The organism is Streptomyces sp. NPDC005925 (genome assembly GCF_040638805.1).
Classification (GTDB): Bacteria; Actinomycetota; Actinomycetes; order Streptomycetales; family Streptomycetaceae; genus Streptomyces.
This window is the reverse complement of sequence record NZ_JBEXVL010000002.1, coordinates 179,892-201,928: the sequence shown is the minus strand read 5'-3', so window position 1 is coordinate 201,928 and position 22,037 is coordinate 179,892. Positions and strand designations below refer to the sequence as shown.

Genomic DNA, 22,037 nt, shown 5'->3' with positions numbered 1-22,037 from the left:
CAACCCGGCCGGCACCCCGGGCCCGCTCACCCCGTCCGCCCCGCTCGCCTGCCCGCCCCGCCTGCTCTCCTTATCTCCCGATCGCCTCATCTATGGTCGAGCCCGGTGCCGGGTACGTCTCGGACGACGAAGCCCCGCACCTCGCACCCCGCGCACGACAGCCGGCCGCCCCGCAGCAAAGGAGTCCGACGCGTGTCCACTCTCTTCCCGGCCCTGACCGACGGCCCGCCCGACCGGCCCGCCCTGCGGTTCGGGGAACGGTCCCTGACGTACGGGGAGCTCGCCGCCGCCGCCGGCGCGCTCGCCGACCGGATCAGCAGGGCCGGGCGGGCCGGCGGTGCCGGGCGGGTCGCGGTCTGGGCGACGCCCGTGATGGAGACCGGTGTCGCCGTGCTCGCGGCGCTGCTCGCCGGGGTGCCCGCCGTGCCGCTCAACCCGAAGTCGGGCGAGAAGGAACTCGGGCACATCCTGTCCGACAGCGCCCCGTCGCTGGTCCTGGCCGCCCCGGGCGACGACCTGCCCGCCGCGCTGCACGGCCTGGAGCGCGTCGACGTCGACGTACAGGCGGGCGCACGGGAAGAGGGGAGGGTGGCCGCACCCGGGGACCCCGCGGGTGACGACGATCCCGCGCTCGTCGTCTACACCTCCGGTACGACCGGCCCGCCGAAGGGCGCCGTCATCCCGCGCCGGGCCGTCGCGACCACCCTGGACGCGCTCGCCGACGCCTGGCAGTGGACCGGGGACGACGTGCTGGTGCACGGGCTGCCGCTGTTCCATGTGCACGGGCTGGTGCTGGGCGTCCTCGGGCCGCTGCGGCGCGGCGGCTCGGTGCGGCACCTCGGCCGGTTCAGCACCGCCGGGGTCACCGAGGAGCTCGGGTCCGGCGCGACGATGCTGTTCGGGGTGCCGACGATGTACCACCGGATCGCGGAGGCCCTGCCGGACGACCCGGAGCTGGCCAAGGCCCTGAGCCGGGCGCGGTTGCTGGTGTCCGGTTCGGCGGCGCTGCCCGTGCACGACCACGAGCGGATCACGGCGGCGACGGGCCGTCGCGTCCTGGAGCGGTACGGCATGACGGAGACGCTGATGAACACCAGCGTCCGCGCGGACGGCGAGCCCCGGGCCGGCACGGTCGGCGTGCCGCTGCCGGGCGTCGGGCTGCGGCTCGTGGAGGAGGACGGCACGGAGATCACGGAGTACGACGGCGTGAGTGTCGGCGAGATCCAGGTGCGCGGCCCGAACCTGTTCACGGAGTACCTGAACCGGCCGGACGCGACGGCTGCGGCGTTCACGGCGGACGGCTGGTTCCGCACGGGCGACGTGGCGGTGCGCTACCCCGACGGCTACGTCCGCATCGTCGGCCGCCGGGCCACCGACCTGATCAAGAGCGGCGGCTACAAGATCGGCGCTGGGGAGATCGAGAACGCGCTGCTGGAGCATCCGGGCGTGCGGGAGGCGGCCGTCACCGGGGAGCCCGACCCGGACCTCGGCGAGCGCGTCGTCGCCTGGGTCGTACCGGCCGACCCGCAGTCCCCGCCGGACCTGGCGGAGCTGGCCGGGCACGTGGCCCGTCGGCTCGCGCCGCACAAGCGTCCCCGCGTCCTGCACCACCTGGACGCGCTGCCCCGCAACGACATGGGGAAGATCATGAAGCGGGCACTCGCCGGTGACTGAGCGCCCCTCCGCCCGCGCCACACTCGCCCTCGTCACCGACGACTTCACCGAACTGGCCCACCCGGCAGGGGAGTCGGAGCCCGGCGGCCCGCTCGGCTGGCCGGGCTACGACGCCGCCCGCGCCCGCGCCGCGGAACGGACCGGCGAGCAGGAGTCGGTGGTGTGCGGCACCGGCCGCGTCGGCGCCACCCGGGCCGTGCTGATCGCGTTCGAGTTCGGCTTCCTCGGCGGTTCACTCGGCCGGCGCACCGGCGACCGGCTGGAGGCGGCGTACACGCACGCGCGTCAGCACCGGCTGCCGGTGGTGTCGCTGGTCGCGACCGGCGGCAGCCGTATGCAGGAGGGCATGTTCGCGCTGACCCAGCTCCAGCGCGCGGCCCGCCAGTCCGCGCTGACCAGGGAGGCCGGCCTGGCGCAGGTCGCGGTGGTGCGGGACCCGACGACCGGGGGCGGCTGGGCCACACTGGGCGCGGGCGCCGACGTGACCCTCGCGCTGCCCGGTGCCCAGGTCGGCTTCGCGGGCTCACGGGTCCGCCCGCCGGGCGCGGACCCGGCGGCGTACACGGCCCAGGCGCAGGTCGCGGCGGGCTCGGCGGACGCGGTCGTGGCCCCGGAGGACCTGCGGGAGACGCTGGCGCTGTGGCTACGGCTGCTGACGTCGCGGTCGGACGAACCGGCGCCGCCGCCCCGTGCGCTGGGCGCGACGGACCTGCCGGCCACCGGCTGGGACGCGGTCCGGCGGGCCCGGGCCCCGCACCGCCCCCGCGCGCGGGCCTACCTGGACGCCTACTTCACGCACCGCGTCGCGATCAGCGGCGACCGCTGCGGCGGCACCGATCCCGACGGGATGCTGTGCGGCTTCGGCGAGCACGGGGGCCGTACGGTCGCGTACGCCGCGCAGACCGGGACGGCGACCCGCCCGGCCGGCTACCGCACCGCCGCCCGCCTGATCCGGCTCGCCGGCCGGCTCGGCATCCCGGTGCTGACGCTGGTGGACACGCCGGGTGCCGCCAACGACCCGGCGGCGGAACGGCAGGGCGTGGGCCCCGCCGTCGCGGACGTGTTCGGCGCGGTGGCCGCCGCGCGCACCCCGATCACCACGCTGGTGATCGGCGAGGGCGGCTCGGGCGGCGCGCTGGCCCTGGCCGCACCCGGCGACACGTGGGCCACCCCGGACAGCTACTTCTCGGTCATCGCCCCGGAACTGGCGACGGCGATCCTCAAGCGCCCGCCCGAGGACGCCCCCACGACCGCGGACCAACTCCGCGTCCGGCCACAGGACTTGGAGGAACTGGGTCTGGTCCGCCGCCGCCCGTGACGCCTCCGCCCCGGAAATCCCCCATTCGGCGGACCCCCGCGCGGCCGCCCCCGCGAGGCGCCCCCGCCCGCATCGCCCGACGATGCAAGGGAGGCCCCCCGCCCGGGGGCCCACGGTCTGTGCCCTCGGGAGGAAACCGCCATGACCGCCAGCCTGGAGCAGTTGCGCCGCTGCCACTTCGCCGTCGACCTCGGCGCGGCCCGGACGCGGGTGTACGTCAAGGGTGCCGGGCTCGTCGTGGACCAGCCGTCCGCCGCCGCCGTGAACACCCGCACCGGCGCTCTCATCGCGGTCGGCGAGTTCGCGGAGCGGATGACGGGCCGCACCCCCGGCTACATCCGCGTCGTCCGCCCCGTCTCCGGCGGCACGGTCGTCGACATCGAGATGGCGCAGCGCATGCTGCGGCACCTGATCGGCGACAAGCTGCGCCGCGCCCTGCGCCGCAAGCCCCGCCTGCGGGCCGCCGCCTGCACCCCGCACGACGCCGATCCGCTCGCCCGGCGCGCCGCGATCGAGACGCTCGTCGGTCTCGGGGCGCGCCGCGTCGAGCTGGTCGACACGCTCATCGCCGCCGCCGTCGGCTGCGGGCTGCCCGTGGAACGGCCCGAGGCCACCATGATCATGGTGTGCGGGGCCGCCTCCACGCAGGTCGCCGTGCTGTCCCTGAACTCCATCGTGACCGCCCAGCGCATCCCGGTCGGCGGTGAGGCGGTGGACCACGCGATCGTCCAGCACCTGCGCCAGCGGCACGAGCTGCTCCTGCCGAGCGAGTCCGTACGCCCGCTGCAGCTCACCCTGGCCGGCAACGGGCTCACCGAGAACGGGCCGGCCTCCACGGAGATCCACGGCCGGGACGTCGCCACGGGTCTCGCGCGTTCCGTGCAGGTGGACACCGCCGCGGTACGGGACGCCGTCCAGACTCCCCTGACCGCGGTCCTCGACGGCATCGGCAAGGTGCTGCGGGACTGCCCGCCCGACCTCGTCGCCGACCTCGCGGACCGCGGGATCATGATGGTGGGCGGCAGCGCGCTGCTGCCCGGCCTGGACACCATGCTGCGGGAGGCGACGGGCATGCCGGTGCACATCGCGGAACGGCCGGACGTGTGCGCCGTGCAGGGCCTGGGCGCCATGCTGGAGGGCAGGATCGAACCGCTGGTCCTCGACCCGCTGTCCAGCTGAACGCCGCCGACCGCGGCATGGCCGACGAACCGCCGCCCCTCCTCGGTGCCGTCCTCGGCACCGGAACCGACCTCGAACTGCGCAGCACCCTGCGGCACATCGTGGAGGCCGCCGCCGAGCTGACCGGCGCCCGCCGGGCCGCACTCGTCCCCCGGGACCCGCACCGCGACGGCCTCGACGACATCCGCACGGCGAACCCGTCCGACGAACCCTCCGGCGCGGCGGCCGGCGGACCGCCCCCACCGGGCCCGCCGGTCCGGCTCCACGTCCCCGTGCGGGTGCGCGACGAGCAGTTCGGCGAGCTGCGGCTGGCCGGCAGGCGTGGGGGCGGCCCGTTCACCGACGAGGACGAACACCTGGTGCGGCTGCTCGCCTCGCAGGCGGGCGTCGCCATCGGCAACGCCCGCCTGTACGAGGCGGCACGCAACCGGGAACGCTGGGTGGAGGGCGCCGCCGCCGTCACCACCGCGCTGCTGTCCGGCGAGGCCGACGACGCGCTGGCGACCGTCGCGGACCGCGCCCGCGTCCTCGCCGACGCCGCCGCGGGCCTCATCCTGCAGCCCACCGCCGAGGGCGGCATGAGGATCGTGACCGCGTCCATGCCGGCGGGCCCCGACGACGTCGTGGGGACGACCATCGCCCCCGACGCCGCGGTCCTCGAACAACTCCTGGGCGGCGAGCCGGTGTTCACGGACGACGCGGCGACCGACCCGCGCGCCACGACCCGGGCGCGCAGCCTGTTCGGGCCGAGCATGATGCTGCCCTTGCAGGCCGGCGGGCGCCTGATCGGCACCCTCGCCCTGTCCCGCGCACGCGGCGCCCGCCGCTATACGGCAGTGGAACGGCACCTGGCCTCGCAGTTCGCCTCGCAGGCGGCTCTCGCCCTGGTCCTCGCCGACGCCCGCCGCGGCAGACAGCGTCTCGCCGTCTACGAGGACCGCGACCGCATCGCCCGCGACCTGCACGATCTCGTGGTGCAGCGGCTGTTCGCCACCGGCATGATCCTGGAGTCCACGCAGCGCCGCAGCCCGCCGGGCGACGTCCACGACGCCCTCGGCCGGGCGGTGGACGAGTTGCGGTCGACGGTCCAGGAGGTCCGTACGGCGATCTTCGCGCTCCAGCAGCCACCGGCCGAGGCGCCCACCTCGCTGCGCGGCCGGGTGCTGCGGGAGACGGCGAACGCGACGGCCCTGCTGGGCTTCCCGCCCTCCACGCGCTTCACGGGCCCCGTCGACCACCGCGTACCGGACGAGACCGCGACCCGACTGCTGACCGCCCTGCGCCAGGTCCTGGCCGACGCGTCCCGCCGCCGCGACGTCACCCGCGTCGAGATCACCGTCGACGCGACGACCACACTCCCCGACGGCCGCGACGCGGTGCGCCTGACGGTGCACGACGACGGAACGGAGACGACCGGATCCGGGCCGACCGGCACCCCGGAGACCACGGAGGCCCCTGAGACCAGCGGCACCACGGGCACGGCGGCGACCACGGACACCAGGGGCACGGCGGGGACCAGGGGGACCAGGGGCACGGCGGGGACCACCGTGTCGCGGCAGTGGCCGCTGTGAGGGCCCGCCCCGCCCCGGCCCACCCCGCTCAGCTCGCCCGGGCCCCTCGACTCAGCCCGGCTCACCTCGGCGACCGAACCAGCACCGGATCGTGGTGCCCCCGTCCTCCGTGTGGATACGCACCAGGTCGGAGACCAGGTTGACCAGCAGCAGGCCCCGGCCGCCGCGCTGGTCACGGGGGGTGGGGACCCTGCCGGCCAGCGGGTCGGGGATCCGTCCCCGGTCGCGGACCTCGCACACCACGGAGTCCGCCTCCTCCCACATCCGCAGCACCCCGGAACCCCCGCCGTGTACGACGCTGTTGGTGGTCAGCTCGGCCACGACGATCGCCACGTCCTCCAGCCGCATTCCCGCGAGCCCGAGCCGCCCGCCCTCGCCGACGGCGACGTGCCGGGCCCGGGTGAGGGTGACCGCGTCGAAGGCGTACGTCAGCGTCGGGGCGCTCGGCGGACGAGGCAGCGGCAGGTTCCAGCGTGCGACGACGCCGTCGGGGTCGTAGGAGGCGCTGGGCTGTTCCCGGCCGGTGCCGGCGGGGATGACGGTGGGGTGGGTGACGCGGGCGTCGGCGAGGACACGCGCGTCGAGGCGGCGGACGTCGTAGGGGCACAGGATGGTCACCGCGCGGTCCCGGAAGGCGGCGTTGATCAGGGCTTCGTGCTGGACGCAGGCGGGGTACTCGGTGGCGGAGCGGCCGGCCCAGATCGGCTCGCCGACGATCCGCACCCGGCGGCCCGGCGGCGCCGTGTCGGCGAAGGGGCGCAGGACGCCGGGGATGATCCGGCCCGGGTTGCGGCCCGCCTCGCGCATGTCCAGGAACCGCACCGCCCGGCCGCGGTCCCCGAGGGCGTCCCGGACGAGCCGCAGGTTCTCGCCGGGCACGGCCACCGCCACCGGTTCCCCGGCGTCAAGCCCTCCGCGTACGAAGGCGACCGTGGCGGCGACGTACTCCCGCTCGTCCCGGTAGAACAGCGCGGGATGGACGAACGCACCCGGAGCGGTCGGCGGGGCAGCCCCGGGAAGCGCCACGGGAGACTCCTGCGCGGACGCCGGGCCACAAGACGCCGGCGCAGAGGCTTCTGGACACTCCACCGCTCCCCGCCCCGGCCCCTTTCCCGATCCCGTTTCCGGTCCCGCTCCCCCGGGGCCACGCGGCCCCAGAGTCCCCCTGGGGTCGCTGGGGTTGGTCACAGCGCTCATGACACCGACACCTCGATCACCGTCAGACAGGCCCCCGGAACACCGGCTTCCTTCCTCCGCCCTCGCTCCTCCGTACAGCCTGGCACTCGCTGCTTCCGGGTTGGACCGCGCGTACCCGACCGGGGGCAGCTCATTCCCCGTCTCCGGGTGTAGTGCTCCTTTCGGCGGGCAGGCGAATGCCGACGCCCCCTGTGGCAGGCCGGATCACGCGCCACCACCGGGGACGGGGGCCACACCACTGCGGCCCCGGAAGGACATTTCGAGAGCTGTTCGACAGTACGACAAGGCGGTGACATGACCTCTGTGGCACCTTCATCCCTCGCACAGCGGCTTAACACACCGGCGATCGACTGCCGCCTGGAACCGGACGGCAGGGCGACACTCGCTCCGCGGGGCGAGCTGGTCCACGGGTGCGCGGAGACCCTCGCGGGGTGGCTGGCCGCCCTGCCGGACACCGTCCGCCAAATCGACGTGGACATGAGCGGCGTGGCCTTCATGGACACGGCCGGGGTGCAGTTCCTGGACGCGCTCAGCGACCACCGGCAGCGGTACGGCACCACGGTGAGCACCTCCAACTGGCAGGGCCAGCCGCGCCGCATCCTGGAACTCGCCGGACTGGACACCACCGACCCGCTGCGCGGCGAACCCGCCCACGCCCCGGAACCCGCGCCCCGGGCCACCCCTGAACCCGAACCCCGGTCCGCCACGTCCGCCGTGTCCGCCACGTCCGCCGTGTCCGCCACGTCCGCCGTGGCCCGGGAACGCGCCGAGCAGCTGCACCTGCTCCAGGAAGAGGTGGACCAGCTTCGTCAGGCGATCGCGTCGCGCCCCGTGATCGACCAGGCGCGCGGCATCCTCATGGCCACGCACACCTGCACGCCGGACGAGGCCTGGCACATCCTGCGGGAGACGTCCCAGCTGTCCAACACCAAGCTGCGGACGGTCGCCGCGGCCCTGATGTCGAGCGCCAAGCCGGACGGGCCGCCGCTCCCCCCGCACCTGCGCCGCGCCCTGCGCACGGCCCTCAGCCACCACTGACCCCGAACCCCACCGCGAGAGGTCACGCAAGCACCACGGGCGTCAGGACGACTCCCGGACCACCAGCTCCGTAGGCAGGGTCACCTGCTCCCGCTCCCCACCGCCCCCGGAGACCGCGGGCCCTCCGGCGCCCGCCCCCACGCCCTCGGCGGCCCCCGCCGCCTCGGCCCCCGCGATCTCGGCCAGCAGAATCCGCGCCATCGTCCGCCCCAGCTCCTCCACGGGCTGGCGGACCGTCGTCAGCGGAGGGTTGGTGTGGCGGGCCAGGACGGAGTCCTCGAACCCGACGACGGCCACGTCGCCGGGCACCCGGCGTCCCAGGCGGCGCAGTTCGGCCAGCGCGCCGACCGCCATGAGGTCGGACGCGGCGAACACGGCGTCCAGATCCGGTGCGCGTTCAAGAAGCGAACGCACTGCCCGGCCGCCGCCCTCCTCGGTGAAGTCGCCGTTCTCCACCAGGAGTTCCGGCGCGGGCAGGCCGGCCTCCTCGTGTGCCGCGCGCCAGCCGGCGAGGCGGCTGCGGCCGACGTCCATGTCGAGCGGGCCGGTGATGGTGGCGACGCGGGTGCGCCCGCTGCCCAGCAGATGCCGTACGGCCTCGGTGGCGCCGCCGACGTTGTCGGAGTCGACATAGCTCAGCCGTTCCCGCTCGTCGCGGCGGCCGGCCAGAACCGTGGGCAGGCCCATCTCCTCCAGGATTCCGGGCAGCCGGTCGTCGGCGTGCACGGAGACCAGCAGCACGCCGTCCACGCGGCGGGTCGCCACCGACTCGGTCAGCTGGTCGCGCTCGGACTGGTCCCGGACGAGCATGAGTTGCAGCTGGGTGCGGGTCTCGGCCAGGGCGCCGCCGACCCCCCTGATCAGCGCGGCGAAGAACGGCTCGGAGCCGAGCCGGCTCTCCGACTCGGGGATCACCAGGGCCACCGCGTTGGTGCGGTTGGTGACCAGGCCGCGGGCGACCGAGTTCGGGACGTAGTTGAGTTCCTTGATCGCGGCGAGGACCCTGGCGCGCGCGTCGGCGCTGACCAGGTCCGAGCCGTTGACGACACGGGACACCGTCGTCCGGCCCACCCCGGCACGGGCGGCGACCGTTTTGATCGTGGGACGGCGATTCCCGGTCATGCGCTCCTCCGCCGGGCTGGGCCCGGTCCGCGACGGCGTCGGTCACGGACGTGACCAGCGGCAATTCTGACAGACGGACTCCGGGTACGAGGCACGCCCCGGGGACCCCGCCGGCCGGCCGCCGGCGGGGTGTGAAGTACCCGCCGATACCGATCCTCGCGGGCCTTTTGCGTTCAAGTCATTGACAGAAGCGCCCACCACCCACGAGTCTTCCAACGCGTTGGGAACGTGCCCATTCACCGTTGGGCACGTTCCCATCCCGTCAGAGCCGCTGTCATCGCAGAACTCGTCACTCCGAGTCGCCCCCGGTCGGCATCGGCCGGCCTCCGCGTCGGCCGGCCGCGTCGGCCGCCGAGTCGTACTCCGAGCCGCCGACTCCGATGTGTCAGCGCGTACGCCAGGAGGAGACCCATGGGCACGTACAGATCGATGCGCACGAAGGCGGTGGCCGCTGTCGCCGCCGTCGGCGCGCTCAGCCTGGTCGTCGGCTGCGGCAGCGGCGACGACTCGGCGACGGGCGGCGGCAGGAAGGACGGCAAGGTCGTCATCACCATGGGCATGTACGGGGTGATGGGCTTCAAGGAGACGGGCCTGCTCGAGCAGTACGAGAAGGAGAACCCCGGCGTCGAGATCAGGGCCGAGGTCGCCGGCGACGAGCAGACCTACTACACCGCCCTGCAGACCCGGCTCGCCGCGGGCAAGGGCCTGAAGGACATCCAGGGCATCGAGATCGGGCGGGCCAAGGAGATCGTCGACACCCGGGCCGCGAAGTTCACGGACTTCTCCGACGTGGCGGGCACCGGCCACTTCCTGCCCTGGAAGCAGTCCCAGATCACCACCGAGGACGGCAAGGTGCTGGGCCTCGGCACCGACATCGGCCCGATGGCCGTCTGCTACCGCAAGGACTACTTCGAGAAGGCGGGCCTGCCCACCGACCGCGACGAGGTCGCCGAGCTGTGGGAGGGCGACTGGAAGAAGTACGTCGAGGTCGGACGCACCTTCAAGAAGGACTTCACGGGCGGCGACGTCGCCTACATGGACGCCGCCAGCGGCCTGTTCAACGCGATGGTCTACGGCTACCCCGAGCAGTACTACAACGAGAAGGGCGACCTGATCTACGACAGGAACCCGGCCGTCAAGGAGGCCTGGAACCTCGCCGCCGACGCCGCCGAGGACGGACTGAGCGCCAGGCTCCGCCAGTTCCAGCCGGGCTGGGACCCGGGACTGGCCAACGGCACGTTCGCCACCGCCGTCTGCCCGGCGTGGATGCTCGGCCACATCGGGGAGAAGGCCGGCGAGAAGAACAAGGGCAGGTGGGACGTCGCCAAGGCCCCCAAGGGCGCCAACTGGGGCGGCTCCTTCCTCGGCGTCGTCGAGAACAGCCCGGTGAAGGAAGAGGCGAAGAAGCTCGTCGCGTGGCTGACCGCGCCGGAGCAGCAGGCCCACATCTTCCAGAAGCAGGGCAGCGTCCCGTCCTCGCAGGAGGCGCTGGAGAGCCCCGACGTCAAGAACGTCACCTCCGAGTACTTCAACGGCGCCCCGATCGGCAAGATCTTCGGCGCGGCCGCGCAGGAGATACCGGACAAGCAGGTCCTCGGCCGCAAGGACGGCACGATCAAGGACACCTTCTCCCAGGGCCTGACGCTGATCGAGCAGCAGGGCGCCTCGCGCGACGAGGCGTGGAAGACCACCGCCGAGCGCATCGAGAAGGCCGTCGGCTGACCCTGGCCCCCCTGGCCGGCGGGCCCGCCCGCATCACCGGCGGGCCCGCCGGCCCGGCTCGGGCACCGGCCCTCGAAGGCACCTGCTCTCCCGCATTCGCTGATCTGCTGATCTGCTCTACGGAAGGAAGTCCGGTGGCCACCTCCACCACCAAGGCCCGGGCCGGCGCGGGACGTGAACGCCCGTCCCGGCGGCCCGGAGGCGCCGGCCGGAGGCGCGGCGCGCTGCTGCACCGGCTGGACGTCAAGGGCGCGCCGTACGCGTTCGTCGCGCCGTTCTTCGTCGTGTTCGCCGCGTTCAGCTTCTACCCCCTCGTCTACACGTCCTGGATCTCCCTGCACCGGGTGGAACTGGCCACCCTCGACGTCATGGAGTGGGTGGCGTTCGACAACTACGTCGAGCTGTGGGACGACTCCCGGTTCTGGAACGCGCTGTCCAACACCCTCACGATCGGCGTGCTGTCGACCGTGCCGCAGCTGCTGATGGCGCTGGGTCTGGCACACCTGCTCAACTACCGGATGCGCGGCTCGCTGTTCTTCCGTGTCGCCTCGCTGGTGCCGTACGCCACCTCGGTGGGCGCCGCCGCCCTCGTGTTCACCATGCTCTACGAACGCGACTTCGGCATGATCAACTGGGCGCTGGGCTCGGCCGGCATCGACCCGGTGAACTGGGAGGCCGACAAGTGGCCGGCCCAGGCGGCGATCTCCAGCATCGTCATCTGGCGCTGGACCGGCTACAACGCGCTGCTCTACCTGGCCGCCATGCAGGCCATCCCCGCCGACCGGTACGAGGCAGCGGCGATCGACGGCGCGTCCCGCTGGAAGCAGTTCACGCACGTCACCGTGCCGGGCATCCGCTCCACCATCGTCTTCACCATCGTGCTGTCCACGATCGGCGCGACCCAGCTGTTCGGCGAGCCGCTGATCTTCGGGCAGGGCCCCAACGGCGTGACGGGCGGCGCGGACAACCAGTACCAGACGCTGGGCCTGCTGCTGTACGAGGAGGGCTGGAAGAACTACCAGATGGGCCGCTCGGCGACCGTCGCCTGGGCGATGTTCCTGCTCCTCGTCGCCGGCTTCGTGGCCCAGCGCCTGATCAAGCGCCTGTCTACCGGGCGCCCGCGCTTCCGATCCCGCTCCCGCTCCCGCACGTCCTGACCAGGAGTCCGCAATGACCACCGAAAGCCTCCCGGTCCGGACGGACGCCCCGGCCCGGACCGTCTCCCCCGGGCCGCCCGCCGCACGCGGTCGTCTCCGGCTGTTCGCGCCGCGCGCCGGACGCCAGCACCACGCGGGCCCGCTCGCCTACGTGCTGCTCGCGATCACGGCGATCGTGTCGGTCCTCCCGCTGTACTGGACGATGGTGGCGGCCTCCACGGACAACACCCGCGTCAGCCAGACGCCGCCGCCGTTCCTGCCCGGCCCGAACCTGTTCGGCAACCTCGCCCGCGCCTGGGACGAGGCGGCGATGGGCAAGGCCATGATCAACAGCACGATCGTGGCCGGGGTCATCGCCCTGTCCACGGTGCTGTTCGCGACGCTGGCCGGCTTCGCCTTCGCCAAGCTCCGCTTCAAGGGCCGCAACGTCCTGCTCATGCTGGTGATCGGCACGATGATGGTGCCGCCGCAGCTGGGCGTCGTGCCGCTGTTCATGATGATGTCGGAGCTGGGCTGGTCGCAGGAGCTGCCCGCCGTCATCTTCCCCACGCTGGTCAGCGCGGTCGGCGTCTTCTTCATGCGGCAGTACCTGTCGGAGGCGCTGCCGGACGAACTGGTCGAGGCCGGCCGCGTGGACGGCGCACACTCGCTGCGCATCTTCTGGAGCATCGTGCTGCCGGTCGCGCGCCCGGCCATGGCCGTCCTGTTCATGATCACGTTCGTGCACGCCTGGAACGACTTCTTCTGGCCCTTCGTCGTGCTCGACATGACCAACCCGACGGTCCCGGTGGCCCTCACCCAGCTCAGCGCCGGCTACGTCCGCGACCAGTCCCTGATCATGGCGGGCGCGCTGCTCGGCACGCTTCCGCTGCTCGCGATGTTCATCGTCTTCGGCCGACAGATCGTCGGCGGCATCATGGCGGGCGCGGTGAAGGGCTGACCCGACCCCCTCCGCTCGCCTCCCTTCCCTCTCCCCCCTTCCGCATCCCGAAAGGATCTACGTGGTCCCCGCAGCACAGCAGAACGCCTCCGCCGCCCTCACCTTCCCGGAGGGTTTCCTCTGGGGCTCGGCGACCGCCTCGTACCAGATCGAGGGGGCCGCCGCCGAGGACGGCCGGGCGCCCTCCATCTGGGACACCTACGCCCGTACCCCCGGGCGGGTCCGCAACGGCGACACCGGTGACATCGCCACCGACCACTACCACCGCTGGCGCGAGGACGTCGCCCTCATGGCCGGCCTCGGTCTGGGCGCCTACCGCTTCTCCCTGGCCTGGCCCCGCATCCAGCCCACCGGCCGGGGCCCCGCGCTGCAGAAGGGCCTGGACTTCTACCGCCGTCTCGCCGACGAACTCCTCGACAAGGGCATCCAGCCCGTCGCCACCCTCTATCACTGGGACCTGCCGCAGGACCTGGAGGACGCCGGCGGCTGGCCGGAGCGCTCCACCGCCGAGCGGTTCGCCGAGTACGCGGCCCTCGCCGCGGACGCCCTCGGCGACCGCGTGAAGACCTGGACGACCCTCAACGAGCCCTGGTGCAGCGCCTTCCTCGGCTACGGCTCCGGCGTGCACGCCCCCGGCCGCACCGACCCGGTCGCCGCCCTGCGCGCCGCCCACCACCTCAACCTGGGCCACGGCCTGGCCGTCCAGGCGCTGCGCGACCGCATCCCCGCCGACGCCCGGTGCTCGGTCACGCTCAACATCCACCACGTACGGCCGCTCACCGGCAGCGAGGCCGACGCCGACGCGGTCCGCCGCATCGACGCACTGGCCAACCGGGTCTTCACCGGCCCGATGCTGCGGGGCGCCTACCCTGAGGACCTCCTCAAGGACACCGCGCAGCTCACCGACTGGTCCTTCGTCCGCGACGGCGACCTGGAACTCGCCCACCGGCCACTGGACTTCCTCGGCGTCAACTACTACTCGCCCACCGTCGTCTCCGAGGCCGACGGCAGCGGCACCCACACCTCGGACGGCCACGGCGGGAGCACCCACAGCCCCTGGCCCGCCGCCGACCGGGTCGCCTTCCACCAGCCGCCCGGCGAGACCACCGCCATGGGCTGGGCCGTCGACCCGTCGGGCCTGTACGACCTGCTGCGCCGCCTGTCCTCCGACTTCCCCGCCCTGCCGCTGGTCATCACCGAGAACGGCGCCGCCTACCCCGACTACGCGGACCCGGACGGCAACGTCAACGACCCCGAGCGCATCGCCTACGTGCGCGGCCACCTGGCCGCGGTCCACCGGGCCGTCCAGGACGGCGCGGACGTCCGCGGCTACTTCCTGTGGTCGCTGCTGGACAACTTCGAGTGGGCGCACGGCTACAGCAAGCGCTTCGGCGCGGTCTACGTCGACTACCCGACCGGCACCCGCATCCCGAAGGCCAGCGCCCGCTGGTACGCCGAGGTCGCCCGCACCGGTGTCCTGCCCGGCGTCTGACCGGACCGGTGCGGCACCCCGTCCCCGCCCCGCACGGTGCCGCACCGCGAACCCGCCCCCGAGTCCCCGGCCCGTCCGGGGCCCGGGGCGGGCTCGTCCCGCCGGCACTTCTCCGGGCCAGCGAGGCGCGAGGACGGAACCGCGCCCTCCCGCACGCGCCGTTCACTCCCCGGGGTAACGCACCCCGACGACCGCGCGCACCGCGTCCAGGGTGTCCATCACCGCGAGGGACCCCGCCAGCGGCACGAGCGGCGACTCGGTCAGTCCCTCGCGCAGGCACCGCATCACCTCGCGGGCCTGGTGGCCGTAGCCATTGCCCTGCTGCGGCGGGGCGGTCACCGTCCGGGGCTCGTGCCCGTCGCGGTGCAGCACGAAAGCGGACGGGTTGTAGAAGTCGGCCGGGATCTCGATGCGCCCCGCCGTGCCGTACACCACCGCGCGCCTCTCGTCGTCGGCGAGCAACGAGCACGTCAGCACGGCCATCGCCCCGCTGTCGTACCCGAGCAGAACGCCGGTCTGCGCATCGACACCCGTCCGGGACAGCCGCGCCTGGGCCGTGACACTGCCGGGCGGGCCGAGCAGCAGGTGCGCGAACGACACGGGATAGGTGCCGAGGTCGAGCAGGGCGCCGCCTCCTGCCTCCGGGTCCCAGAGCCGGTGCTCGGCCGGCACGCTCACACGCCCCCCGAACGAGGCGTGCACCGACCGGACCTCACCGATCGCGTCGTCGGCCACCAGCCCGACGACGCGACGCACGGTCGGATTGAGGTACGTCCACATGGCCTCCATCAGGAACAGCCGCCGCCTACGGGCCAGTTCCACCAGGGCGCAGGTCTGCCGGCCGCTCAGCGCGAACGGCTTCTCGCACAGCACCGGCTTGCCCGCCTCCAGGCAGGCCGTCGCGGCGGCCAGGTGGTGGGCGTGCGGGGTGGCGACGTAGACGACGTCGACCTCCGGGTCGGCGGCCAGCTCCTGCCAGGTGCCGTGGGCGTGCGGGATGCCGAACCGGTCCGCGAACCGCTGCGCGCCGGCCACGGAACGGGACCCGACCGCGGTGACGCGCGCCTCCGGCTCGCGCAGCAGATCCTCGGTGAAGGCCGCGGCCATCCCCCCGGTAGCCAGAATCCCCCACCGCACGCCCTGTTCGCCCACGCCTGCTCCCCTGCTCCGGTCCCGGCACAACCACGCTCCGCCCACTGTATGGGCACGTTCCCAACCGTGCGCCGGGCGTCCGCGATCCGGTCGGGTGCTCGAGGCGGTGAGGGGCGGGACCGGCCGCCTCGCGACGAAACGGCGGGCGCGGCCCGCGGGCTGATGCCGCTGGTTCCGGCACTCGGGGTGAGGGGCCGCCGCAGGGCAGGAGACACCCGCAAGCAAACGTTTCAGCAGGTCAGAGAGCCTGCGTTGACTGTGCGTGGTGGGGCGGGTGGGACTCGAACCCACGGCCGACGGATTATGAGTCCGCTGCTCTAACCGGCTGAGCTACCGCCCCATAGCGGCGTGTCGCGTACATGTGTGCGCGCCGTCTGCCGCAGCATAGCCGCTCATACGATCTCCTGCCTCGACCGGCCTCGGTTGGCCGCGCGCGGCCGGAGGCGCACGATCATGAGGACTACGAGGCGGGCCCGCGCGGTTCCACCGGACAGGAAACCGGGCATGAAAAAGGACCCCGAAGGGTCCTCATTCAGCATGCTCCCCCGACTGGACTCGAACCAGTAACCTGCCGGTTAACAGCCGGCTGCTCTGCCAATTGAGCTACGGAGGACCGAGCTCCCCCGACTGGACTCGAACCAGTAACCTGCCGGTTAACAGCCGGCTGCTCTGCCAATTGAGCTACGGAGGAATGCCTCGTTCTGCATCGAACGTACCTGGTTGGGTATTCGCCAGAAGGCACGCGCTCGCTGCGACACATACATTAGCGCAAGCAGGGGGGTGCTCCGCCAATCGGTACTCCCCGGCACCTACGCCGTACGGAGACCTGCGCAACAGAAGGGTGGCAGCCATGCGTTACCGGCTCACGTTCGTCGCCGGACTCGCTCTGGGATACGTGCTGGGCACGAGGTCCGGGCGCGAGCGCTACGAACAGCTCATGAGGTCGGCGCGGCAGGTCGCGCAGAACCCCGCCGTCCGCAACACCGCGGAGTCCGCGGCCCAGCAGGGCAAGCACTTCGCGGGCAAGGCGTACCACGTGGTCAGCGACAAGGTCGGTGACCGTGTGCCGGACTCCGTCGCCCAGCGGGTGCGGACCCTGCGCGAGCGCAGCATGAACGGCGCGGTCGAGGACGACTGGGGCACCAGCGACACCTGAGCGGCGTCCTGTGCGGGTGCGCGGCGGAACCGGTCCGGCATACGGCAGACTTTCGGACATGGGGATAGTCGCCGGGCTGGACAGTGCGCCCGATTTCACTCGCATCGTGATCTGTGATTCGGACACGGGGGCCCTGCTCAGGCAGGGCTACGCCGCGCATCCGCTGGAGAGTCCGGAGGGCGGGCGGCCCTGTGACGTCGATCCGCAGGCCTGGCTGCTGTCGCTCGGTGAGGCGGCGGGTGGCGGACTGCTGGAGGGCGTCCAGGCCATCGGGGTGTCCGCGCAGGCCAACGCGGTCGTGCCGCTGGACGCGCAGGGCAACACCGTGCGGCCGTCGATGGTCGGCGGGGACAAGCGGACGCAGGTCGCGGCGGCCGATCTGGCCGACGCGCTCGGCGGGCGCGAGGCGTGGGCGCAGGCGGTGGGCTGTGTGCCGCAGTCCCCGCACGCGGTGACCAAGCTGCGCTGGCTGGCCCGTACCGAACCGGACAACGCCCTGCGTACGGCCGCGCTGTTGCAGGCGCACGACTGGCTGGTGTGGCAGTTGCTGGGGCGGCCGGCGCGGCGGACCACGGACCGGGGCGGGGCCTCAGGGACCGGGTACTGGTCGGCGGCCACCGGTGCGTACCGGCCGGACCTCGTGGAGCTGGCGCTCGGGCACCAGGTGATGCTGCCGGAGGTGATCGGGCCGGCCGACGCCGCCGGTACGACGCCGGAGGGGCTGCTGATCTCGGCGGGGACCGGGGAGACGCAGGCCGCCGCGCTCGGGCTGGGGATAGGGCTGGGCGATGCCGTGGTGTCGCTCGGGGCGTCCGGGTCGGTCATGGCCGTGCACCCGGAGGCGCTGGTCGACCGGCACGGGATGATCACTTCTCTCGCGGACGCGACAGGCATGCACCTGCCGGTCGTCACCACGCTGAACGCCGTACGGACCCTGCGCGGGACGGCCGAGCTGCTCGGGCTGCCGGATCTGGAGAGCCTGTCCGAGCTGGCGATGAAGTCGACTCCGGGGGCTCACGGGCTGGTGCTGCTGCCGTACTTGGAGGGTGAGCGGACGCCCAGCCTGCCGCACACCGCCGGGACGCTGACCGGGCTGCGGCGCGAGTCGATGCGGGCGGAGCATCTGGCGCGGGCCGCGTTCGAGGGGATGCTGTGCGGGCTCGCGGACGCGCTGGACGTGCTGCGCGGGCGGGGCGTGGAGGTGCGGCGGGTGTTCCTGCTGGGTGCCGCGGCCGGGCTGCCCGCGGTGCAGGCGGCGGCGCCGTCGTTGTTCGGGGCGCAGGTGCTGGTGCCGCAGCCCGCGGACTACGCCGCGGTCGGCGCGGCCCGGCAGGCGGCCTGGGCGCTCGGTGTCTCGCGGGGCACCCTCGACCCGCGTACTCCGCCGGCCTGGCAGGGCGCGGTCGCGCAGGTGCTCGACCCGGGCGAGGAACTGGCGGTGGGGCAGGCGGTGCGCCAGCAGTTCGTGTCGGTGCGGGAGCAGACCCACCCGGGGGCGTTCGGGTAGGCGGCCGTCGTGGCGTCACGGCGAGTGACCCGTCGGTTGGGTTAATCGGTTGAGGTAACGCGGGGTAAGTGTCGGACGATAGGGGCCAGGGGCAACGACCCGCCCCTTCTCGCCGACTCTCGAGAGACGTACGCGTGCTCATAAGACTCCTGCGGGCCTGTCTCCGGCCCTACCGACAACACATCGCCGTCCTGGTGGTGCTGCAGTTCCTGCAGACCTGCGCCACCCTCTACCTGCCCACGCTCAACGCGGACATCATCGACAACGGTGTGGTGAACGGCGACACCGGCTACATCGTCGGGCACGGCGCCCTGATGATCGGCATCTCGCTGACGCAGGTGCTGTGCAACATCGGGGCCGTGTACTACGGCGCCCGCACCGCCTCCGCGATCGGCCGGGACCTGCGGGCCACCGTCTTCGACCGCGTCCAGTCGTTCTCCGCGCGGGAGGTCGGTCACTTCGGCGCGCCCTCGCTGATCACCCGTACGACGAACGACGTGCAGCAGATCCAGATGCTGGCGCTGATGACGTTCACGCTGATGGTGTCGGCGCCCATCATGTGCGTCGGCGGTGTGGTGCTGGCGCTCGGTCTCGACGTGCCGCTGTCCGGGGTGCTGGTGGCGGTCGTGCCCGTGCTGGCGATCTGCGTGACACTGATCGTGCGGCGGCTGCGTCCGCTGTTCCGGGCCATGCAGAAGCGGCTGGACACCGTGAACCGGGTGCTGCGCGAGCAGATCACCGGCAACCGCGTGATCCGCGCCTTCGTGCGGGACGGTTACGAGGAGCAGCGGTTCCGGCGGGCGAACGCCGAGCTGACCGAGATGTCGCTGGGCACCGGGAATCTCCTGTCGCTGATGTTCCCGATGGTGGTGACGGTGGTGAACCTGTCGTCGATCGCCGTGGTCTGGTTCGGCGCGCACCGCATCGACAGCGGCGGGATGCAGATCGGTGACCTGACCGCGTTCCTCGCCTATCTGATGCAGATCGTGATGTCCGTGATGATGGCCACGTTCATGTTCATGATGGTGCCGCGCGCGGAGGTGTGCGCCGAGCGCGTGCAGCAGGTGCTGGACACCTCCTCGAGCGTGGTGCCGCCGGTGGCGCCGGTGACCGAGCTGCGCCTGCACGGGCATCTGGAGGTCCGCGGGGCGGGCTTCCGCTACCCCGGTGCCGAGGAGCCGGTGCTGAGGAACGTCGGCCTGGTGGCGCGGCCCGGTGAGACGACCGCGGTGATCGGCTCGACCGGCAGCGGCAAGTCGACGCTGCTCGGCCTGGTGCCCCGGCTGTTCGACGCGACGGACGGCCAGGTGCTGGTCGACGGGGTCGACGTGGCGGACATCGACCCCGGGCTGCTCGCGCGCACGGTGGGCCTCGTGCCGCAGAAGCCGTACCTGTTCGCGGGGACGGTCGCGACCAACCTGCGGTACGGCAATCCGGACGCCACCGACGAGGAGCTGTGGCACGCGCTGGAGGTGGCGCAGGCCAAGGACTTCGTGGAGCGACTGGAGGGCGGGCTGAACGCGCCGATCGCGCAGGGCGGCACGAACGTCTCCGGCGGCCAGCGCCAGCGGCTCGCCATCGCCCGCACGCTGACGCAGCGCCCGGAGATCTACCTCTTCGACGACTCCTTCTCCGCGCTCGACTACGCCACCGACGCCGCGCTGCGCGCCGCGCTCGCCCGGGAGACCGCGGAGGCGACCGTGGTCATCGTCGCCCAGCGGGTGGCGACCATCCGGGACGCCGACCGGATCGTCGTCCTGGACGAGGGCCGGGTCGTCGGCACGGGCCGGCACCACGAACTGATGGCGGGCAACGAGACCTACCGGGAGATCGTGCTCTCCCAGCTCACGGAAGCGGAGGCTGCCTGATGGCCGGGCCCATGGCGCGGATGATGGCCGGGAGTGGTCCCGATCAGCACTCGATGAACTTCAAGGAGTCCGGCAAACGGCTCGTCGGGCACTTCCGGCCGGAGCGGCCGACGATCTGGCTGCTGCTGGTGTGCGTCGTCGGCAGCGTCGGGCTGAGCGTGGTCGGGCCGAAGATCCTCGGCCGGGCCACCGACCTGGTGTTCGCGGGGATCGTCGGCCGTGAGCTGCCGGCCGGGGCGAGCAAGGAGCAGGTCCTCGACACCATGCGGGAGCGCGGCGACGGCCAAGTCGCCGACATGCTCCGCGGCACCGACTTCACACCGGGCGAGGGCATCGACTTCCACGCGGTCGGCGGCGTCCTGCTGCTCGCACTCGGGGTGTTCCTCGGTGCCGGTCTGCTGCTGGCGCTGGCGACGCGGCTGGTGAACCGGACCGTGAACCGCACGATGTTCCGGCTGCGCGAGGACGTGCAGACGAAGCTGTCGCGGCTGCCTCTGTCGTACTTCGACAAGCGGCAGCGCGGTGAGGTGCTCAGCCGCACCACCAACGACATCGACAACATCGGGCAGACGCTCCAGCAGTCGATGGGACAGCTCATCAACTCGGTGCTGACCATCATCGGCGTCCTCGCCATGATGTTCTACGTCTCGTGGGTCCTGGCGCTGGTCGCGCTGGTGACCGTGCCGCTGTCGTTCGTCATCGCCACCCGCGTCGGCAAGCGGTCGCAGCCGCACTTCGTGCAGCAGTGGCGGTCCACCGGCACGCTGAACGCGCACATCGAGGAGATGTACACGGGGCACACGCTGGTGAAGGTGTTCGGGCGGCAGGACGAGTCGGCGCGGCAGTTCGCCGAGCAGAACGAGGCGCTGTACGAGGCCGGGTTCCGGGCGCAGTTCAACAGCGGCATCATGCATCCGCTGATGATGTTCGTGTCGAACATCAACTACGTGCTCGTCGCCGTCGTGGGCGGTCTGCGGGTCGCCTCCGGTGCGCTGTCCCTGGGTGACGTGCAGGCCTTCATCCAGTACTCGCGGCAGTTCTCGATGCCGTTGACGCAGGTCGCGTCGATGGCGAACCTCGTGCAGTCCGGTGTCGCGTCCGCCGAGCGCGTCTTCGAACTCCTCGACGCCGAGGAGCAGTCGGCCGACCCGGTGCCCGTGGAGAAGCCGGACGAGCTGCGCGGGCTGGTGGCGATGGACCACGTGTCGTTCCGCTACGAGGCGGACAAGCCGCTCATCGAGGATCTGACGCTGACCGTGGAGCCGGGGCAGACCGTCGCCATCGTCGGCCCGACCGGCGCCGGCAAGACCACCCTGGTCAACCTCCTCATGCGGTTCTACGAGGTGTCCGGCGGGCGCATCACGCTCGACGGCGTGGACATCGCGCGGATGTCCCGGGACGAACTGCGCGCCGCGATCGGCATGGTCCTGCAGGACACCTGGCTGTTCGGCGGCACGATCGCGGAGAACATCGCGTACGGGGCCGCGCGCGAGGTCACGCGCGGGGAGATCGAGGAGGCGGCGCGCGCCGCGCACGCGGACCGGTTCGTCCGGACGCTGCCCGACGGGTACGACACCGTGATCGACGACGAGGGGGCGGGGGTGAGCGCGGGTGAGAAGCAGCTCATCACGATCGCCCGGGCGTTCCTGTCCGACCCGGTGATCCTGGTGCTGGACGAGGCGACGAGTTCCGTGGACACGCGGACCGAGGTGCTGATCCAGAAGGCGATGGCGAAGCTGGCTCTGGGCCGGACGTCGTTCGTGATCGCCCATCGGCTGTCGACGATCCGGGACGCGGACACGATTCTCGTGATGGAGAACGGGGCGATCGTCGAGCAGGGGGCGCACGAGGAATTGCTGGCGGCGGGTGGCGCCTATGCGCGGCTGTACCGCGCGCAGTTCGCCGAGGCTGTGGCCGAGGTCGACTGAGGAGTCGCCGCCGTGG

The 22,037-nt window shown here is 72.8% G+C and carries 16 protein-coding genes and 3 tRNA genes; 13 read left to right on the top strand and 6 right to left on the bottom strand.

The features are described from left to right. Window positions 1-192 precede the first annotated feature (192 nt). The 4 genes from ABZ354_RS03620 to ABZ354_RS03605 all read left to right on the top strand — a co-directional run bounded on the left by ABZ354_RS03620 (window position 193) and on the right by ABZ354_RS03605 (window position 5,742). Window positions 193-1,674, top strand: coding sequence for an acyl-CoA synthetase (locus ABZ354_RS03620; RefSeq protein WP_358652529.1), 1,482 nt, complete (start codon window positions 193-195; stop codon window positions 1,672-1,674). Then, the gene (locus tag ABZ354_RS03615) at window positions 1,667-2,992 is read left to right on the top strand and encodes a carboxyl transferase domain-containing protein (RefSeq protein ID WP_358652528.1); all 1,326 of its coding nucleotides are present in this window, start codon (window positions 1,667-1,669) and stop codon (window positions 2,990-2,992) included. Before ABZ354_RS03620 ends, ABZ354_RS03615 begins: the two co-directional genes overlap by 8 nt. Window positions 2,993-3,133: 141 nt before the next feature. Then, window positions 3,134-4,171 carry a rod shape-determining protein gene (locus ABZ354_RS03610; protein WP_358652526.1) on the top strand — a complete coding sequence of 346 codons (1,038 nt, stop codon included), beginning with the start codon at window positions 3,134-3,136 and terminating at the stop codon, window positions 4,169-4,171. 17 nt (window positions 4,172-4,188) lie between these two features. Then, window positions 4,189-5,742 carry a GAF domain-containing protein gene (locus tag ABZ354_RS03605; RefSeq protein ID WP_358652524.1) on the top strand — a complete coding sequence of 518 codons (1,554 nt, stop codon included), beginning with the start codon at window positions 4,189-4,191 and terminating at the stop codon, window positions 5,740-5,742. A gap of 51 nt (window positions 5,743-5,793) precedes the next feature. On the opposite strand, the gene ABZ354_RS03600 is transcribed toward ABZ354_RS03605, so the two are convergent. Then, window positions 5,794-6,768 (bottom strand): anti-sigma factor RsbA family regulatory protein, encoded by a 975-nt coding sequence (locus tag ABZ354_RS03600; protein WP_358652522.1) that lies wholly within the window; start codon window positions 6,766-6,768, stop codon window positions 5,794-5,796. Between the two features lie 465 nt (window positions 6,769-7,233). Here ABZ354_RS03600 and ABZ354_RS03595 point away from each other — a divergent pair, with 465 nt between their 5' ends. Beyond that, on the top strand, window positions 7,234-7,977 hold the full coding sequence (locus ABZ354_RS03595) for an ANTAR domain-containing protein (RefSeq protein ID WP_358652520.1): 744 nt from the start codon (window positions 7,234-7,236) through the stop codon (window positions 7,975-7,977). 42 nt (window positions 7,978-8,019) lie between these two features. Here the strand turns inward: ABZ354_RS03595 and ABZ354_RS03590 are convergent, their stop codons facing one another. Then, window positions 8,020-9,099, bottom strand: coding sequence for a LacI family DNA-binding transcriptional regulator (locus ABZ354_RS03590; protein ID WP_358652518.1), 1,080 nt, complete (start codon window positions 9,097-9,099; stop codon window positions 8,020-8,022). A 411-nt stretch (window positions 9,100-9,510) separates the two neighbouring features. Between ABZ354_RS03590 and ABZ354_RS03585 the strand changes: the two genes are divergently transcribed. The 4 genes from ABZ354_RS03585 to ABZ354_RS03570 all read left to right on the top strand — a co-directional run bounded on the left by ABZ354_RS03585 (window position 9,511) and on the right by ABZ354_RS03570 (window position 14,410). Beyond that, window positions 9,511-10,821, top strand: a complete 1,311-nt coding sequence (locus tag ABZ354_RS03585) for an ABC transporter substrate-binding protein (RefSeq protein ID WP_358652516.1) — start codon at window positions 9,511-9,513, stop codon at window positions 10,819-10,821. 134 nt (window positions 10,822-10,955) lie between these two features. Then, a complete protein-coding gene (locus tag ABZ354_RS03580; protein ID WP_358652514.1) occupies window positions 10,956-11,978 on the top strand; it encodes a sugar ABC transporter permease in 1,023 nt (340 codons plus the stop codon). Window positions 11,979-11,991: 13 nt separating this feature from the next. Further along, the gene (locus ABZ354_RS03575; protein WP_358652512.1) at window positions 11,992-12,918 is read left to right on the top strand and encodes a carbohydrate ABC transporter permease; all 927 of its coding nucleotides are present in this window, start codon (window positions 11,992-11,994) and stop codon (window positions 12,916-12,918) included. A 61-nt stretch (window positions 12,919-12,979) separates the two neighbouring features. Beyond that, window positions 12,980-14,410 carry a GH1 family beta-glucosidase gene (locus ABZ354_RS03570; RefSeq protein WP_358652510.1) on the top strand — a complete coding sequence of 477 codons (1,431 nt, stop codon included), beginning with the start codon at window positions 12,980-12,982 and terminating at the stop codon, window positions 14,408-14,410. 162 nt (window positions 14,411-14,572) lie between these two features. Here the strand turns inward: ABZ354_RS03570 and ABZ354_RS03565 are convergent, their stop codons facing one another. From ABZ354_RS03565 to ABZ354_RS03550, 4 genes are all read right to left on the bottom strand, one after another. Continuing rightward, complete coding sequence (locus ABZ354_RS03565; RefSeq protein ID WP_358652508.1) at window positions 14,573-15,562, bottom strand: Gfo/Idh/MocA family oxidoreductase; 990 nt, start codon at window positions 15,560-15,562, stop codon at window positions 14,573-14,575. 263 nt (window positions 15,563-15,825) lie between these two features. Then, a tRNA-Ile gene (locus ABZ354_RS03560) sits at window positions 15,826-15,902 on the bottom strand. Between the two features lie 200 nt (window positions 15,903-16,102). Beyond that, window positions 16,103-16,175 (bottom strand) — tRNA-Asn (locus ABZ354_RS03555). 5 nt (window positions 16,176-16,180) lie between these two features. Beyond that, window positions 16,181-16,253, bottom strand: a tRNA-Asn gene (locus tag ABZ354_RS03550). Between the two features lie 159 nt (window positions 16,254-16,412). Between ABZ354_RS03550 and ABZ354_RS03545 the strand changes: the two genes are divergently transcribed. The 4 genes from ABZ354_RS03545 (at window position 16,413) to ABZ354_RS03530 (ending at window position 22,021) form a co-directional block, all read left to right on the top strand. After that, window positions 16,413-16,718: a YtxH domain-containing protein gene (locus ABZ354_RS03545; protein WP_358652506.1), complete on the top strand. Its 306-nt coding sequence runs from the start codon at window positions 16,413-16,415 to the stop codon at window positions 16,716-16,718. Window positions 16,719-16,776: 58 nt separating this feature from the next. Next, the gene (locus tag ABZ354_RS03540) at window positions 16,777-18,225 is read left to right on the top strand and encodes an FGGY family carbohydrate kinase (RefSeq protein WP_358652504.1); all 1,449 of its coding nucleotides are present in this window, start codon (window positions 16,777-16,779) and stop codon (window positions 18,223-18,225) included. A 134-nt stretch (window positions 18,226-18,359) separates the two neighbouring features. Beyond that, on the top strand, window positions 18,360-20,093 hold the full coding sequence (locus ABZ354_RS03535) for an ABC transporter ATP-binding protein (protein ID WP_358652502.1): 1,734 nt from the start codon (window positions 18,360-18,362) through the stop codon (window positions 20,091-20,093). Continuing rightward, window positions 20,093-22,021, top strand: coding sequence for an ABC transporter ATP-binding protein (locus ABZ354_RS03530; RefSeq protein ID WP_358652500.1), 1,929 nt, complete (start codon window positions 20,093-20,095; stop codon window positions 22,019-22,021). The genes ABZ354_RS03535 and ABZ354_RS03530 overlap by 1 nt, the downstream gene beginning before the upstream one ends. The last annotated feature ends 16 nt before the right edge of the window (window positions 22,022-22,037 follow it).

What these genes read in the sequence shown, in the direction of transcription:
- ABZ354_RS03530 (WP_358652500.1), top strand. Translation starts at nt 20,093, where the DNA reads ATGGCCGGGCCCATGGCGCGGATGATGGCCGGGAGTGGTCCCGATCAG.
- ABZ354_RS03575 (WP_358652512.1), top strand. Translation starts at nt 11,992, where the DNA reads ATGACCACCGAAAGCCTCCCGGTCCGGACGGACGCCCCGGCCCGGACC.
- ABZ354_RS03545 (WP_358652506.1), top strand. Translation starts at nt 16,413, where the DNA reads ATGCGTTACCGGCTCACGTTCGTCGCCGGACTCGCTCTGGGATACGTG.
- ABZ354_RS03610 (WP_358652526.1), top strand. Translation starts at nt 3,134, where the DNA reads ATGACCGCCAGCCTGGAGCAGTTGCGCCGCTGCCACTTCGCCGTCGAC.
- ABZ354_RS03540 (WP_358652504.1), top strand. Translation starts at nt 16,777, where the DNA reads ATGGGGATAGTCGCCGGGCTGGACAGTGCGCCCGATTTCACTCGCATC.
- ABZ354_RS03605 (WP_358652524.1), top strand. Translation starts at nt 4,189, where the DNA reads ATGGCCGACGAACCGCCGCCCCTCCTCGGTGCCGTCCTCGGCACCGGA.
- ABZ354_RS03590 (WP_358652518.1), bottom strand. Translation starts at nt 9,099, where the DNA reads ATGACCGGGAATCGCCGTCCCACGATCAAAACGGTCGCCGCCCGTGCC.
- ABZ354_RS03595 (WP_358652520.1), top strand. Translation starts at nt 7,234, where the DNA reads ATGACCTCTGTGGCACCTTCATCCCTCGCACAGCGGCTTAACACACCG.
- ABZ354_RS03585 (WP_358652516.1), top strand. Translation starts at nt 9,511, where the DNA reads ATGGGCACGTACAGATCGATGCGCACGAAGGCGGTGGCCGCTGTCGCC.